General features: G+C 28.9%; 16 protein-coding genes. 13 read left to right on the top strand and 3 right to left on the bottom strand.

Features of this window, described 5'->3' with window-relative positions:
* Positions 1–33 precede the first annotated feature (33 nt).
* The 6 genes from rlmN to ABUA17_RS02265 all read left to right on the top strand — a co-directional run bounded on the left by rlmN (position 34) and on the right by ABUA17_RS02265 (position 6,278).
* Positions 34–1,065 (top strand): dual-specificity RNA methyltransferase RlmN, encoded by a 1,032-nt coding sequence (gene rlmN / locus ABUA17_RS02290; protein ID WP_195951041.1) that lies wholly within the window; start codon positions 34–36, stop codon positions 1,063–1,065.
* Between the two features lie 16 nt (positions 1,066–1,081).
* Positions 1,082–1,798 (top strand): Stp1/IreP family PP2C-type Ser/Thr phosphatase, encoded by a 717-nt coding sequence (locus tag ABUA17_RS02285; RefSeq protein ID WP_042396928.1) that lies wholly within the window; start codon positions 1,082–1,084, stop codon positions 1,796–1,798.
* A 2-nt stretch (positions 1,799–1,800) separates the two neighbouring features.
* Positions 1,801–3,957, top strand: a complete 2,157-nt coding sequence (pknB, locus tag ABUA17_RS02280) for a Stk1 family PASTA domain-containing Ser/Thr kinase (RefSeq protein ID WP_195952430.1) — start codon at positions 1,801–1,803, stop codon at positions 3,955–3,957.
* A 169-nt stretch (positions 3,958–4,126) separates the two neighbouring features.
* The gene (rsgA, locus tag ABUA17_RS02275; protein WP_042396927.1) at positions 4,127–4,990 is read left to right on the top strand and encodes a ribosome small subunit-dependent GTPase A; all 864 of its coding nucleotides are present in this window, start codon (positions 4,127–4,129) and stop codon (positions 4,988–4,990) included.
* Positions 4,990–5,637, top strand: a complete 648-nt coding sequence (rpe, locus tag ABUA17_RS02270; RefSeq protein ID WP_042396923.1) for a ribulose-phosphate 3-epimerase — start codon at positions 4,990–4,992, stop codon at positions 5,635–5,637. Before rsgA ends, rpe begins: the two co-directional genes overlap by 1 nt.
* Before the next feature lie 2 nt (positions 5,638–5,639).
* Positions 5,640–6,278: a thiamine diphosphokinase gene (locus ABUA17_RS02265; protein ID WP_042396919.1), complete on the top strand. Its 639-nt coding sequence runs from the start codon at positions 5,640–5,642 to the stop codon at positions 6,276–6,278.
* 312 nt (positions 6,279–6,590) lie between these two features.
* Here the strand turns inward: ABUA17_RS02265 and rpmB are convergent, their stop codons facing one another.
* A complete protein-coding gene (gene rpmB / locus ABUA17_RS02260; protein WP_005213497.1) occupies positions 6,591–6,782 on the bottom strand; it encodes a 50S ribosomal protein L28 in 192 nt (63 codons plus the stop codon).
* A 219-nt stretch (positions 6,783–7,001) separates the two neighbouring features.
* Here rpmB and ABUA17_RS02255 point away from each other — a divergent pair, with 219 nt between their 5' ends.
* From ABUA17_RS02255 to ABUA17_RS02230, 6 genes are all read left to right on the top strand, one after another.
* Positions 7,002–7,352, top strand: a complete 351-nt coding sequence (locus ABUA17_RS02255) for an Asp23/Gls24 family envelope stress response protein (RefSeq protein ID WP_042396914.1) — start codon at positions 7,002–7,004, stop codon at positions 7,350–7,352.
* Positions 7,353–7,363: 11 nt separating this feature from the next.
* Complete coding sequence (locus ABUA17_RS02250; protein WP_042396911.1) at positions 7,364–9,004, top strand: DAK2 domain-containing protein; 1,641 nt, start codon at positions 7,364–7,366, stop codon at positions 9,002–9,004.
* Between the two features lie 158 nt (positions 9,005–9,162).
* Positions 9,163–11,193, top strand: coding sequence for an ATP-dependent DNA helicase RecG (recG, locus tag ABUA17_RS02245; RefSeq protein ID WP_042396907.1), 2,031 nt, complete (start codon positions 9,163–9,165; stop codon positions 11,191–11,193).
* Between the two features lie 141 nt (positions 11,194–11,334).
* Complete coding sequence (gene rsmD / locus ABUA17_RS02240) at positions 11,335–11,886, top strand: 16S rRNA (guanine(966)-N(2))-methyltransferase RsmD (protein ID WP_042396904.1); 552 nt, start codon at positions 11,335–11,337, stop codon at positions 11,884–11,886.
* Between the two features lie 15 nt (positions 11,887–11,901).
* Entirely contained in the window at positions 11,902–12,381 is a 480-nt protein-coding gene (gene coaD, locus ABUA17_RS02235) for a pantetheine-phosphate adenylyltransferase (RefSeq protein ID WP_042396902.1), read from the top strand.
* Positions 12,382–12,399: 18 nt separating this feature from the next.
* On the top strand, positions 12,400–12,936 hold the full coding sequence (locus tag ABUA17_RS02230) for a hypothetical protein (protein ID WP_055276123.1): 537 nt from the start codon (positions 12,400–12,402) through the stop codon (positions 12,934–12,936).
* Here ABUA17_RS02230 and spoVV read toward each other — a convergent pair.
* Both spoVV and ABUA17_RS02220 read right to left on the bottom strand, forming a co-directional pair.
* Positions 12,922–14,094 carry a dipicolinic acid transporter SpoVV gene (gene spoVV, locus ABUA17_RS02225; RefSeq protein ID WP_042396896.1) on the bottom strand — a complete coding sequence of 391 codons (1,173 nt, stop codon included), beginning with the start codon at positions 14,092–14,094 and terminating at the stop codon, positions 12,922–12,924. The two genes, ABUA17_RS02230 and spoVV, sit on opposite strands and share 15 nt — an antisense overlap.
* Before the next feature lie 48 nt (positions 14,095–14,142).
* Positions 14,143–15,348 carry a nucleotidyltransferase gene (locus tag ABUA17_RS02220; protein WP_042396893.1) on the bottom strand — a complete coding sequence of 402 codons (1,206 nt, stop codon included), beginning with the start codon at positions 15,346–15,348 and terminating at the stop codon, positions 14,143–14,145.
* Positions 15,349–15,578: 230 nt separating this feature from the next.
* Here ABUA17_RS02220 and pta point away from each other — a divergent pair, with 230 nt between their 5' ends.
* On the top strand, positions 15,579–16,586 hold the full coding sequence (gene pta / locus ABUA17_RS02215) for a phosphate acetyltransferase (protein ID WP_042396889.1): 1,008 nt from the start codon (positions 15,579–15,581) through the stop codon (positions 16,584–16,586).
* Positions 16,587–16,618 lie beyond the last annotated feature (32 nt).

The following is a 16,618-nucleotide window of genomic DNA, read 5'->3' as shown; positions in this document are numbered from 1 at the left end:
TACAAAGATAAGTAAGAAATAGTAGGTGAACAAATGTATAATGTTTTAGATTTCACATTAGAAGAATTACAAAACTGGATGAAGGAAAATGGAGAAAGTGCTTTTAGAGCAAAACAAGTTTTTTCATGGATATATAAAAATATATGGAATTTTGATGATATGAAAAATATTCCTGTAAGTTTAAAGGAAAAATTAAAGGAAAACTTCATTATAGATATTCCTAAAATAGTTGAAGTATATGAATCTAGTGTAGATGATACGAAGAAAATATTATTATCTATGAAGGATAATAATTTAATAGAATGCGTACTTATGAAATACAAACATGGAAATTCAATATGTATATCTACTCAAGTTGGTTGTAGAATGGGGTGCAAATTTTGCGCCTCTACAATTGGCGGTAGAATAAGGGATTTAGGTGCAGGAGAAATTTTAGCAGAAATTATTGTTGCACAAAAATACTTAGGAGAAAGAATTTCTAATGTAGTATTAATGGGAAGTGGAGAACCGCTTGATAACTTTGATAATGTTGTGAAGTTTTTAAAATTAGTTAATGCAGAATATGGATTAAATATAGGTCAAAGACATATCACTTTATCAACTTGTGGAATTGTACCAAAAATAATTGAATTAGCAGATTTAGATTTAAGCATTACTTTGGCAATTTCTTTACATGCATTTAGCGATGAAAAAAGAAAGGTTATAATGCCTATTGCCAATAAATATACTATAGCAGAGATATTAGATGCTTGTAGGTATTATATGAATAAAACAGGCCGTAGAATTACATATGAGTATTCACTGGTATCAGGAGTTAATGATAGTAAAGAAGATGCAAAATCTTTATCTAAGCTTTTAAAGGATATGAATGGTCACGTGAATTTAATTCCAGTAAATGAAATAAAGGAAAATACATTAAAAAGACCATCTAAAAAAACTATTGAAGATTTTGAAGAAATATTAAAAGCGCATGGAATTGAAGTAACAGTTAGAAGAGAAATGGGTACAGATATTAATGCTGCATGTGGGCAACTTAGAAGAAGTTATTTAGAAACACAAAAATAAAGGGGCGAAGAACAAAATGGTGGGTATAAAAAGTGATGTAGGTGTAGTTAGGTCGTTAAACGAAGATTATGCTGGATACATTGAAGAGCCTAGATACAGATTATATGTAGTAGCTGATGGTATGGGTGGTCATAATGCTGGTGAAGTAGCTAGCAAAATAGCTGTTGATACTGTTAAGGCTTATGTTAGAGATAATTATGAGAATGAAGGAAGTTCGGTCCTTGAAAATGCTGTAAGTTTTGCTAATTCTAAAATTTATGAAAGTGCAACAAGTGGTAGTGAGTATAGAGGAATGGGTACTACTTTAGTAGCAGCTTTGATTAGTAATGGAGAAATTATTATTGCTAATGTTGGAGATAGTAGTTGTTTTGGAATAAAGGATAGTACAATAGTGAAAATTACTAAGGATCATTCTTTAGTTCAAGAATTAATTGATTCTGGAACAATAACAGAAGAAGAAGGAAGAAATCACCCAAAGAAAAATGTTATTACACGTGCGTTAGGCACAAACAATATAGTAAAGATTGACATATTTAAATATGATTTGAGTTCTTATGATAAATATTTATTGTGTACAGATGGATTATCAAATGAAGTATTAAATGAAGAAATTTTGGAAGAGATAAATAAAGTTAATGACTACAATCATGCCTGTGACAAGTTGGTTTTATTAGCGAAAAGTCGAGGGGGAAGAGATAATATTACGGTCTTGCTATTTGGAGGAGAGGTGTAGAGATGATCGGTGAAGTATTAGGGAATAGATATGAGCTGATGGAAAAGATTGGCGAAGGTGGAATGGCTATTGTTTATAAAGCTAGAGATAATAAGCTAAGTAGATTAGTTGCCGTGAAAATATTAAAAAAAGAATTCGCCAATAACAAAGATATATCAGATAAGTTTAAAAAAGAAGCTACAGCGGTAGCCAATTTCTCAGATGCTAATATTGTAAATGTATTAGATGTTGGACATGAAGAAGAAGAAGATATTGATTACTTTGTTATGGAATATGTTAATGGTAAAACTTTGAAGGATTTAATTATTAGCAGTGGAAAACTGAATTATACTACAGCTATAAGTATTGCAATTCAAATAGCAAAGGCATTAGAATGTGCACATAAAAACAATATTATTCATAGAGATGTTAAACCACAAAATATTTTGGTTACAGAGAATGGATTAGTTAAGGTTACTGATTTTGGAATAGCTAAAAGCTCAACTTCAGCAACGATAACAAATACAACTACAATTATGGGGTCTGCTCATTATTTATCACCAGAACAAGCTAAAGGAGCATTTGTAGACTCAAGATCAGATATTTATTCTTTAGGTATTGTGTTATATGAAATGGTAACAGGTATACTTCCTTTTGATGGGGAATCGCCAGTTACAATAGCATTAAAACATATTCAATCTGAGCCTATTGAACCTAAAAAACAGAATCCAGCCATACCAGATAGTTTAAATAATTTAATTATGAAGTGTATGAGTAAGGAAAGTGTTAATAGATATCAAAATTGTAGAGAATTAATAAATGATTTACAAAAAATAAAGGAAAATCCTAGTGTGAATATTGGTACTAGAGATAATTATGATGATGGAAGAACTATTATAATGGAACCTATAAGAAGTGAGGATTTATTAAATAATCAACCTTCTAATGTAGCTTCTAAACAAAATAATAATACTAATAATAATCTTTATACTAAGTCTGATTTTGAAAATGATTATGATGACGAAGATGAGGATGAAGATGAAGACTCTTTCAATGATAAGAGAAATTCAAAAAAAGGAAATAGAAATAGAAATATTGGAATTATAGTAGGTATAGTTGTTATAGTTTTAGCTTTAATGCTTGGAATTACCTTTGGAAGTGGGTTAATTGGTGGTTCTAAGGTTCAAAGTGTAACAATTCCTAATATTGTAGGGATGCTAACTGAAGATGCTAAAAAAGAACTAGAAAAATTAGGGTTAAAATTAAATGTTATAGAAACTGTTGAGAGTGATAAAGAGGAAGGTACAATACTAGAAATGTCACCAGAAGCTGATGGAACTGCAAAAAAAGGTGATACAATTAATGTTAAGGTTTCAGGTGGCTTAGAAAAAATTACTGTACCTGATTTAAGAGATAGAGAAATTAATTATATTAAGGACTTTTTAGACCAAAAGGGTTTAAAATATAATATTACTGAAGAATATAATGATAGTGTAGAATATGGATATTTAATTAGACAATCACCAGATAAGGGCACTGAAGTACCGAAAGGATCAATAATAGAACTTACTATTAGTAAAGGACCAGAAGTAAAGTATGTTTCAGTTTCAAATTATTTAGGGCAAAATGTTGATAGTGCTAAGAGTGAGTTAGAAGGTTTAGGATTAGTTGTAAAATTAAAAGAGCAACAAACAGATAATGAATCAGAAAATGGCTTAGTATTAAATCAAACTATTGAAGCAGGTACTAAAGTATCAAGTGGATCTGCTATTACACTTACTTATGGAAAGTATACAGAAACTTCAATAGATGTTAGCCAATATATTAGTGTTGGAATGAGATTAGATGAAGCAGTAAGTAGTTTAAGCGCTGCAGGAATATCGTATACTATCTCAGGTGGAACACCTCAGGATGGAGATATGAGTTCATATGTTGTAAAAGGATTTAATAGCAAAATAAAAAAAGGTGAAAGCGTTAAAATCCAAATATCAAAAATTACTTCATCTGATAATAATGGTAATAATGGTAATAATGGTAATAATGGTAATAATGGTAGTGATGTTAATGATGGGGAAGAAGATCAACCAACTAACACAAAACCAAATACAGATCTAGATAATACAGATAATACAACAAATAGTACTTATGATACTGGAATGGCAACTGATTCAGTAAGTTAAAGGTGCAAATAAAATATTCAGATTAAAAATATTTAAACTAAAAAATATATATAGTGGGATTACCATAGTGTAATCTCATTTTTTTTTTAAATTTTATTAAATAAAATATTGCAATTGTTTTATAATAGTGTTTATTATAATTAAGAAGAGTAAAAAGTTTGGAGGTACTATGAAAGGAAAAATAATCAAAGGAATTGGTGGCTTTTATTATGTAAAAACTGCTGATGGACTAATAGAGTGTAAAGCAAGAGGAAAGTTTAGACATAGGGATATGAAACCACTTGTTGGAGATGATGTAGAAATAGTAGTAGAGAATGGGAAAGGTGTTATTTCTGAAATACATGAAAGAACATCTGAACTTATTAGACCAACAGTTGCTAATGTAACTCAAGCATTTGTTGTTTTTGCAATTAAGAATCCAGATATTAATTATGATTTATTAAATAGATTTTTAGTATTATGTGAACATAATAATATAAAAGCCATTGTTTGTTTAAACAAAGTAGATTTAGTATCTGATGAAGAAAGAGAAGTTGTAAAAGAAAAAATTAACTCCATAGGTTATGAGGTATTATATATTAATGCTAAGAAGGGATTAGGTGTTGAAGTTTTAAAAGAAAAGTTAGATGGTAATGTAACTGTGTTATGTGGACCATCTGGAGCAGGAAAATCAACATTAATTAATACATTGACTGAAAAATATCATATGGAAACTGGTGAAGTTTCAAATAAACTAGGAAGAGGAAAACATACTACAAGACATAGTGAGCTTATTGATGTACAAGATGGATACATAGTTGATACACCAGGATTTTCAACATTAGAAGTTACTTTTATAGAGAAAGATGATTTAAAATATTGCTTCCCAGAATTTGAAGAGTATAATAATAAATGTAAGTTTAGGGGTTGTTCACATTATAAGGAGCCTAACTGTGCAGTTAAAAATGCAGTAGAAGAAGGGAAAATTAATAAGGTTAGATATGATTTTTATATAAAAACACTACAAGAAATAATGGATGGGAGGAAATATTAATGGTTAAAATAGCACCGTCAATATTATCAGCAGATTTTTCAAAATTAGGAGAAGAAGTAATAAAGCTTCATGATGCAGGAGCAGACTTTATTCATATAGATGTAATGGATGGAGAGTTTGTACCTAATATATCATTTGGTATGCCTGTAATTAAAGCAATAAGAAATAAAACAGATAAAGTTTTTGATGTTCATTTAATGATTAATAATCCACAAAGGTACATAGATGATTTTATAGAAGCAGGAGCTGATATAATAACTTTACATTATGAATCAGAAAAACATTTAGATAGAGCTATTCAATATATTAAATCTAAAGGGATTAAAGCTGCAGTAGCATTAAATCCTGCAACTCCTACTGTTGTATTAAAAAACATTATTGGAAGCTTAGATATGGTTTTAATAATGTCTGTTAATCCAGGATTTGGAGGACAAAGCTTTATTCCTTACTCTTTAGATAAAATTAGAGAAGTAAAACAAATGGCAATTGAAGCAAATAACGAAGATATATTAATTCAAGTTGATGGCGGAATAGATAGCAATAATGTTAAAGATGTTGTTGAAGCAGGGGCAAATGTAATTGTTGCTGGATCAGCTGTATTTAAAAATGGAAATATAGAAGAAAATATTAAAGCATTAAGAGGCTAATAATGAAGTGTTTAATAATGTCTGGAGGTGTAAAACCAAAAGATGAAATTATAAAGCAATATGCAGATTTTTGCGATTTAATTATTGGAGTTGATAAAGGGTGTAATTATCTTTATGACTTAGATATAAAGCCTAATTATATAGTAGGGGATTTTGATTCTTCTAATATAGAAGTTATAGAAGCCTTAGAAAAAAGGGGATCTGTAAAATATAAATATAAATGTGAGAAGGATTTTACTGATTCTGAAGAGGCTTTTGAGCTTGCTATTTCTAGTGAAGTCACTGAGATATACTTTTTAGGAGCTACAGGGCAAAGATTTGATCATACATTAGGAAATTTAGGACTATTATTAAAGGCTTTAAAATATAATGTTAGAGCAGAAATTATTGATGATAGAAATAAAATATTATTAGTAAATTCTAATACAAGCATAAAAAATGAAAAAGAGTATAAATATATATCGTTTTTAGCATATAATGAAACTATAAGGGAATTTTCTATTAAGAAAGCAAAATATGAATTGAATAAATATAATTTAGAAGTTGGAGATTCACGAACTGTTTCAAATGAATTTATTTCAGATGAGATAGAAATAGAGCTTTCTAATGGAAATATACTTATAATATTTTCAAAAGATTAAAAAAACATGCACCATTTCACATTTTACTGCATACAATTAGTAGTAAGGAATGGTGTTTTTTATTTTATAAAGAGTAAATAGCACAAAGTTAGTTAAAGGGTAAATGAATGGAGGGAGAAAAATGAAAATTGTAGCAATTAAATTACCTAAATTTATATCATCAATTATTAAATTTTTTACTAGAAAAAAATAAGTACATATGAGAAAAATAACATATGTTATTAAGGATAGTATGCCTTTTATTTAAAAAAGTTTTAAAATAAGCAAATAAAAAATGCAATTGATTATATCAATTGCATTTTCTATTTGAACTTATATTGCTCTTTCAACCTTACCAGATCTAAGACATCTTGTACAAACGTGAACAGTTTTTGGTGTTCCGTTAACTAAAGCCTTTACTCTCTTTATGTTAGGAGCCCAAGTTCTCTTAGATTGACGATGTGAGTGTGAGTATTGAGTTCCAGATACTACACCTTTATTACAAACTTCGCATCTTCTTGCCACTTGAAAACACCTCCTTGTTATATGAAGATAATTTCTCTTCAATAGGACAAAATTGATTTTAACATAAGTTATATAAAAAAAGCAAGGCTATTTAAAAAAAATATTAAAAAAAATTATAAAATGACGGTAAATGGAGAATGAAAAGGATAAATTCTCTTGAATTAATATGGTAACTAATATACAATGTTTTATATGGAAAGATAAAAAGGAGGATTTTGTATGGTAGGATATTCAAATGACCTTGGAAGTATACATTACTCTGAAGAAGTATTAGCAAAAATAGTAGGATTATCAACAATGGAATGTTATGGTGTTGTTGGTATGGTATCTAAGAATGCTACAGAAGGCTTATGGGAGTTAATGAGAATTGAGAATTTAAGTAAAGGTGTTAAATTAAATTTTAACGATGAAGATAAATTAGTAATTGAATTATCTATAATGGTTGAATACGGAACTAAAATTTCTGTAATAGCTAATAATATTATTCAAAAGGTACGTTATAGTGTTGAAAATTATACTGGACTAAAGGTTGCTTCAGTTACGGTTAATGTTCAAGCGGTTAGAGTCTAGGAGGGAACAGGATGAAATATGATAGAATAAACGGCCATGATTTTTATAATATGGTTGTTAATGCTAGTAATAGATTGTTAGAGGAAAGTGACTTTGTTAATGCTTTAAATGTATTCCCAGTACCAGATGGTGATACTGGAACAAATATGTCAATGACATTTAAAGCTGCAGTTAAAGAAATTGAAAACTTAAACTCAGAATCTATTGGTGAAACTTCTAAAAAGTTAGCTAAGGGTGCTTTAATGGGAGCAAGAGGAAACTCAGGGGTTATCTTATCTCAAATACTTAGAGGTATTTCTAAGGGATTAGAAGGTAAAACAAGTGTAGATAGTGCTGAGTTAGCTAATGCTTTTGTTGAAGGAAGTAAGGCTGCTTATAAGGCTGTTATGAAGCCAACAGAAGGTACTATACTTTCTGTTATAAGAGCAGCCTCAGAAGGTGCTATAAAAAGTGATAAAACTGATATAGTTGAACTTTTAAATGAAGTGGTTAAAGAAGCAAAAGTAATGCTTGACAGAACTCCAGATCTTTTACCAGCTCTTAAAAAAGCTAAAGTTGTTGACTCAGGTGGTATGGGATTATATATCATATTACAAGGTATGCATGATGCATTAAAAGACGATATAAAGGCTGAAATAAAAGATATAGTGGCTAATGGTTCAACAGGAACAAATGCACAAGGAACTGAAGAAATAGACATAAAGTTCGGTTATTGTACAGAATTTATAATATTAGGAGATGCTTCAAAGGCAAAAGCATTCCAAGATGAAATAGAACCATTAGGAGATTCTATGATCGTAGTTGGATATGATGATGTTATCAAGGTACATATCCATACAAATGATCCAGGATTAGTTTTATCTAAAGCTGTAACTGTTGGTGAATTATCTAAGATTAAAATAGATAACATGAGAGAAGAGCATAGAGAACTTTTAACTTCTAAAGAAGAACAAGAAGCTGCAAAGCAAGTTGAAGCTGAAGTTGCAGCAGAAAAGAAGAAATATGCATTTATTTCAGTAGCTATGGGTGAAGGAATAACTCATGTGTTAAAAGATTTAGGAGTTGACTATGTTATTGAGGGTGGTCAAACAATGAACCCATCTACTCAAGATATGATGGAATGTATTTCAAAGTTAAATGCAGATCACATATTTATTTTACCTAATAATAAAAATATAATTATGGCAGCTACTCAAGCTTCTGAAATCTCTGAAAAGGACGTAAGAGTTATACCAACTAAGAGTATTCCACAAGGAATAACTTGTATTACAATGTTCAATGCTGAACATGAAGTAGATGAAAATGAAGCTGCATTAATGGAAGCATTAGAACTTGTTAAGACAGGCTCTGTTACTTATGCTGTTAGAGATACTGAAATGGATGGTATTGAAATCAAAGAAGGTAATATGTTAGGACTTGTTGAAGGTAAGATCAATAAGGTTGGTAATGATTACTTTGAAGTAGCAGAAGAAGTTCTTGAATCTATGGTTGATGAAGATAGTGAACTTATAACTATTTTCTATGGTAAAGATGTAGATGAAAGTAAAATAGAAGAATTCACAGAAAAATTAGAAGAAAAATATGAAGATTGTGATGTACAATTCTACAAAGGAGATCAACCTTTATATTACTTCATAATGGCTGTAGAATAATTATTTAAAGTACAGGAAGATTATCTTCTTGTACTTTATTTTTTTATTATACTATTATAAAATTATATTTAAGATTTTATAAGAAATTGTATTATTATTATTATTATATTACAGTTTCGTAAAATATATTTGTAATTTTACAGATTAGGAGAAGTTTTATGGATATATCACAAGATGTAAAATGTTTAAAGGGAGTTGGACCAAAGCTTTTAGAAAAATTAAATAAATGTGGAATTTTTTCTGTGTTAGATTTACTTTTGTATTTTCCTAGGGATTATGAATTTTTAAGAAGTAATATTCCTTTTAACGAAATTGATGAAGAAGATAAGCAAGTTTTATCTTGTGTTTGTGTTGGAATAGATAGAGATGTTAGAACTAAAACAGGAAAAACTTTAACAACTATTAGATTTAATTATTTAGGACATTTAGTTTTGGGGAAATGGTTTAATCAGGGATTTATAAAAAATACTTTTAAAATAGGTCAAAGTTATGATTTAATGGGAAAGTTCAAAAAGGTAACTAATAGATTAGAAGTTATTAACCCTATTATTGGAGTTAAAATGGCAAAGGAAAACGAAATAGTACCTAAATATAGTTTAAAAGGTGATTTAAGCGATAAGATTTTAATTAAGCTTATAGGGAATTGTTTGGAACAAATAACAATTAGGGATAACTTACCTAAATATCTATTAGATAAATATAAAATGACTAATTTAGATTTTGCTATTAAAAATATACATTTTCCTAAAGGGAGAAGGGAACTTGAATTAGCAATAAACAGATTGAAATTTCAAGAGCTATTTACTTATTCAATGAAACTTTTAATGTTAAAAAAGAATCTTAGGACTAAGAATGGAATTACATTTCAATTAGTTGATGAATTAAGAGATTTAAAAGCTGCACTTCCCTATAGTTTAACAGATGCACAAACAAGGGTTGTGCGAGAAATATTAAGAGATCAAAAAAGTCCCTGGCCGATGAATAGATTAGTTCAAGGGGATGTTGGTAGTGGAAAAACAGTAGTTGCATTAATTGCAATGTTTAATGTAGTTAAAAACGGATATCAAGCTACATTAATGGTGCCAACAGAAATATTAGCAAATCAGCATTATTTAGAGGCGAAGAAATTATTAGAACCATTTAATATACATATAGAATTATTAACTGGAAGTACATCAATGAAAGAAAAAAGACGTATTAAGGAACTTATTACAACGGATGAGCCGCTTATTGTAATTGGTACTCATGCATTAATACAAGAAGATGTTGATTTTAAAAATTTAGGAATGGTAATTACGGATGAACAACATAGATTTGGGGTTGAGCAAAGAAGCAGATTGATTAATAAGGGTAGAAGACCTGATGTAATGGTAATGACAGCTACACCAATTCCAAGAACTTTAGCTTTATATGTTTATTCGGATTTAGATATTTCTGCTATAGATCAGCTTCCACCTGGAAGAAAACCTATAGATACAAGATTTTTTAATGAAAATGAAAGAAATTCCGCTTATGATTTAGCTTTGGATGAAATAGAGAAGGGTAGACAGGTTTACATAGTATGTCCACTAATTGAAGAAGATGAAGATATGAAATTAAATTCTGTAGAAAAACTTTATAATGAATTAAGTGATGGTATGTTTAGGGGTATACCAATAGAAATTCTTCATGGAAAAATGAAGCCAAAAGAAAAGGATGAGATAATAGGAAGATTTAAAAATAATGAAACAAAAGCTATTATTTCAACAACGGTTATTGAAGTTGGAGTTAATGTACCTAATGCATCTGTAATGATAATTGAAAATGCTGAAAGATTTGGTCTTGCACAATTACATCAATTGAGAGGAAGAGTTGGTAGAGGTAGCTATGAATCCTATTGTTTTTTAATTGCAAAAGCAAAAAGTGAAAATACCAAAAAGAGAATGGAAATAATGACGACTTCAACTGATGGTTTTTATATATCAGAAGAGGACTTAAAGTTAAGAGGTTCAGGTGAAATGTTTGGTAGAAGGCAAAGTGGAGATGAAGAATTTATTTTAGCTAATATATATGATGATTTAAATATATTAAAATGTGCTAAAAGCGAAGCAAGGTTATTACTTGATTCAGATGAACCAGAAAAGGTAAAGTTCTGTAACGAAGTTAAAAATTCATTAGAAAGATGGAGTAAATATATCTGTTTTAATTAAGTGAACCTCCAAATTTTAATTTGGTTAGGTGAACTTACTCCTATGAGCAAAAGTAAAGAGTGAATTTCCATTAATAAAAAAATTGTTAATAAATTAATTATATGTTAGAATTATTATGTTAATGACAAAGGAGGAAATTAAATGAGAATTATAGCAGGAAAAGCAAGAGGACGTAAGTTAATACCTCCAGCAACTATGGAAACTAGGCCGACTTTAGATAGAGTTAAAGAAGCTATGTTTAGTACTATACAAAATCATTTATTAGATGCGATAGTAATTGATGTATTTGCTGGAACTGGTAGCTTGGGTTTAGAAGCAGCAAGTAGAGGTGCTAAAGAAGTATATTTAGTAGATAAGAGTGCTGTAACATTTCCATTATTAAAAGAAAATGTTGATAATTTAAAATTTAGTGATTTTTGTTTTCCTTTAAATAAGGATTCGTATGATGTGTTAAGGGATTTAGCTAAAAAAGGAAAGGTAATGGATGTTATTTTTATAGATCCACCTTATTGTAAAGAGATGATTCCTGAGGCAATGAAAATTATAGAAGAAAATAAAATGTTAAATGAAGATGGTATTATAGTTACTAAAATAGATTCTATAGAAGAAATATATGAAGGTTATGGTAGCATAAAGTTATACAAATCTAAGAAATATGGTAATACAACAGTTTGTTATTATAAAATTAATTAACTTAGGGAGAAGAATATGAGAGTAGCAATTTATCCGGGAAGTTTTGATCCTATTACTAATGGGCATTTAGATATTATTACAAGAGGGTCTAAAGTTTTTGATAAACTTATAGTTGGTGTATTGGTTAATATCGACAAGGTAGGATTGTTTTCTATTGAAGAGAGGGTAGAATTAATAAAAAGAGTAACATCACATTTACCTAATGTAGAGGTTGTTAGTTTTAATGGGCTTTTAGTAGACTTAGCAAGAAAATATGATGCAAAGGTTATACTTAAAGGATTAAGGGCTGTAACAGATTTTGAATATGAATTTCAAATGGCGCTTATGAATAACCAGTTAGATTGTGAGATTGAAACATTGTTTATGACTACAGCTGCTGCGAATTCATTTTTAAGTTCATCATCAGTAAAGCAGGTTGCAAAGTTTGGTGGCAAAATTAATGGATTAGTTCCAGATGAAATAGTTGAAGATGTTGTTAAGAAAATTAAGGGATAGAAGTTAGGGGGAATATTTTTGGAGAATATGGATTCGAGTGTATATGAATTGTTAGAATACCTACAAGATATGGTGGAAAATTCCGCGAAAATGCCTATTACAGGTAAAACAATAATTGATAAAAAGGAATTTAATGAAGTAATTGAACAAATCATGAATTGTCTTCCAGATCAATTTAAAAAGGCGCAATGGATTGTTAGTGAGAAGGATAGAATTCTTGCTGATGCGCAAAAAGAATATGATAGTGTAAAAAAAGAAACAATTGAAATCATGAAGCAAAATGTTGAAAGTCATGATATTGTAAGAGAAGCAAAGTTAAGAGCTAATGAAATAATAGCTTTAGCACAAAGAGATGCTAAAGCTATTAGAATAGGATCTAGAGAATATTCAAATGAAATATTAACACAATTAGATGCAGAAATTGAAAAGCAAAAAGCTGCATTAATAAAATCTATGCAAGATTCATTTGAAAAAGTGGCAAAGGATATAGATGATAACTTAACACAAACAGGCACTATAATTAAAGAAAATATAGCAGAATTAAGAACGATGTAATTTCTTTGATATTGCAATAATTAAAGTACATATCAGTGATAGTAATATAAATAAGTAAATTATTATTGTAATATTGTAGTTATCAGGAATAAATGTTGATGTATAAGCAGTGTATTTAAGTGTAAATACACTGCTTATTACAAATGTAATAAAGAAGCTAATTATTCCTTGAATCAATTTATAAAAGCTATATTTTGCTAAAGATACATTGTATTTTGATACAAATGAGCTTATTTGAGCTATTACTGATAATCCGGAAAAAGAACAAATAAAGCTAATTATAGATAACTTAAAGGGGATTGTTAAAGGTAATGTAGTTATAAGTTTACAACCATTTGTAAATTCTACACTACCTAAAAATATACCATAAAGTGAATACTGAGGAAGATTTAAAAAATTTTCTATATTACTAAAAATAATGCTTATATAAGCATTATTTTTTATTATGCTTATAATTATAGAAAATAAAACTACAAAAGAGCCAACTTGTAAAGTTGTATTTACACCATTATCAAGTGCAGATTTTAATGCAGTTCCAAAATTAATATTGGATGTATTTGCTGGAACTTCCTTCATATTTGATAGATTTTTACTTTGTTTAATTGTTAAAATACCTACAATCATTGGAGCTAAATAATTACCTATAAGTAAAATAAATCCTAATTTTATATCTCCGAGCATTGTGGCTCCGATAGATCCTATTAAAAACATAGGGCTTGCATTACTTGCAATATTTAATAATCTTTCAAATTCTTTTCTGTCTATGTAACCTAAAGAGTAAAGATCGCAACAATATTTGCAACCAAGGGGGTAACCACTTAATATACTTGCTACTATTGGAAAAGATGATGATTTTGAAAGTTTTAATGGTTTGCAAAACAAAGGTCCTAGAATTTTAGAATATAGACTGACACCGTCATAGGAAATTAGTAAATTACATATAACTGAAAAAGGAAAAATTGTTGGAACTATAGTCTTAACTACTAGATTTACCCCTACTAAGGCAGCGTCAATACAACTTTGAAGATTAGAAACAAATAAAAAAATAAATACTGTAATTAAGATACACATAAAATAATTTTTGTTAACTTTTAATAATTTGAATAAAAGTAACAGTAGTAAAAATATGATTATTAGTAAAAAAATAATACTATACATGGTCATCCCTCCCATCTATAGTATTTATATGCTGTATATATTGTAATATTAATATTTTATTATAGGACTTTTAAGATAATCATTATAAGGATTAACTTTATTATTTAATATTGAATAAGCAGCTGTTGCTTGTAAATCAAATTTTAATAATGGATTATCTGAAAATCTTGGTACTTTAGTTATTAAAGGAATAGAAGAATTACTTTTAATTAATGAAAGAATTTCTCTTCCTTTTTTATTGAAGCCTAAAACTCTAGCATATAAGTTGTTAGTATCTTCTATATTTTTAAAACAATCATTATCAAGTCCTAGATATATGTGTGTAAGTAATCTTGAAATCTTACTATATGTATATCTTTTGCTTTTTATTTTTAATATAAATTCATCGTATGAATTAGATGAAGATATTTCTTTAATTATTTTATTTTCTAAACCTTCTGTTATTTCATAAAGATTGTTAAAATTTATACAGTTAGTTTGGATTTTGTACTTAATATACTTGAACATTTCTTCATCGAAGATAAAATCATAATTCTCTTCTTGCAATTTACTAAAAATTTCATAAGACTCTAATGGAATCAAATTTTTAATATTTTCAATAGGGGATGAAGATTTTAAAACTTCTCTAATTGAAGTTGCAGAAGAGAAAGAAGTAGATATCTCTTTATCGTTATAATTTGAACCTTCACGCCTTAAGGTTACAGGATTAATGGAACTTCCTAGTTTTAAAATAGCTTTTATATATTCAATACCTAAAATGTTATTTGATGAAGTGACGATATTATTTATATCTTCATCATTTAAATATTCTATTAAGCTTTTTTCTCGAGATTTTGCAAAAGTAAGACCTAATGATAAATTTCTTTTCAATAAATTTTGAAAATCAGAATCTTCGCTTACAAGGACCTTAGCAATTTCTAATAGTTTTTTGCTGTCCCCGCACTCGGAGCCAAAGAAAATATTATCAACTACTCCTAAAGAGTTTAATATTGAAACAGCACCTTTTGCAAAAAATTCTGCAGAAGAGACAGCATAAAAAGTTGGAAGTTCTATTATTAAATCAACTCCATTATTTAAAGCCATTTCAGTTCTTTGCCACTTGTCTACTATGGCAGGGCCGCCTCTTTGTACAAAGTTTCCACTCATAATGCATATTACACCATCACAGTTTGTTTGTTTCTTTGCTTCTTCTAAATGGAATTTATGACCATTATGAAATGGATTATATTCAGTAATTATTCCTGTTATATTCATATTTTAACTCCTTTTTGGGAAATATAAAAATATTATAGCATAGAGGAGGAAAAGTGAAAGGTTTTATATAATATAAATATTATATAAGATTTAAACGTGTATAAAATTCAGAAAATTTATAATATAAAGAATTAATTTTTTGCGCAATTTAGGTATTGAAATATATGCATACATGGGAGTATATTAGTATTGTTGATGAGACCGTATAAATTCGAAAGGGGAAATTAGATATGGAACTTATGGATAAATTATGGAACGCTGCTAAAGAAAATAAGCAAAGAATTGTTTTACCTGAAGGTGATGAGGAAAGAACAATTGTTGCAACAGAAAAAATCCACAAATTAGGTTTAGCATTTCCAATCTTAATCGGTAACGAAGAAAAAATATTACAAAAGGCTAAAGAGCTTGGAGTTGATTTAACAGGAGTTGAAATTATAAATCCTGAAAAATCAGATAGACTACAAGATTATATAAATGCATTTTATGAGTCAAGAAAAAATAAAGGTATGACTATAGAAAAAGCAGATAAAATCGTTAGAGATCCATTATACTTTGGAACAATGATGGTAAAGTTAGATGATGCTGATGGAATGGTTTCAGGTGCTGTTCATACAACAGGTGATTTATTAAGACCAGGTTTACAAATTATAAAAACTGCACCAGGGGTTTCAGTAGTATCAAGTTTCTTTATTATGATGGTACCAGGATCTAAGTATGGAGAAAATGGAATGTTATTATTCTCTGACTGTGCTGTTAATCCAAATCCTAATTATGAACAATTAGCTGCAATTGCAATTGCAACAGCTGATACAGCACGTAACCTTTGTAAGGTTGAACCAAGAGTTGCTATGTTATCATTCTCAACTATGGGAAGTGCAGACCATGAAATGGTTGACAAGGTTAGAAAGGCAACAGAACTTGCAAAAGAGTTAAGACCTGATTTATTAATTGATGGTGAGCTTCAATTAGATGCAGCTATAGTTGAAAGTGTTGCAGCTCAAAAGGCTCCAAATAGTAAAGTTGCAGGTAAGGCAAATGTATTAATATTCCCAGATTTACAATCAGGAAATATTGGATATAAGCTTGTTCAAAGATTTGCAGGAGCTGAAGCTATAGGACCAATGTGTCAAGGATTTGCAAAGCCAATTAATGACTTATCTAGAGGATGTAACTCAGAAGATATCGTTAATGTTGTTGTTTTAACAGCAGTTCAAGCACAAGCTCAAAATACAAAATAGACAAAAATTAAATAGTTTTAAGAGGTGTTCAA

The sequence above is a fragment of the Clostridium sp. RTP31139st1_H3_RTP31139_211217 genome (assembly GCF_040227035.1).
Taxonomy (GTDB): Bacteria; Bacillota; Clostridia; order Clostridiales; family Clostridiaceae; genus Clostridium; species Clostridium saudiense.
This window is presented reverse-complemented; position numbering and strand designations above follow the sequence as displayed.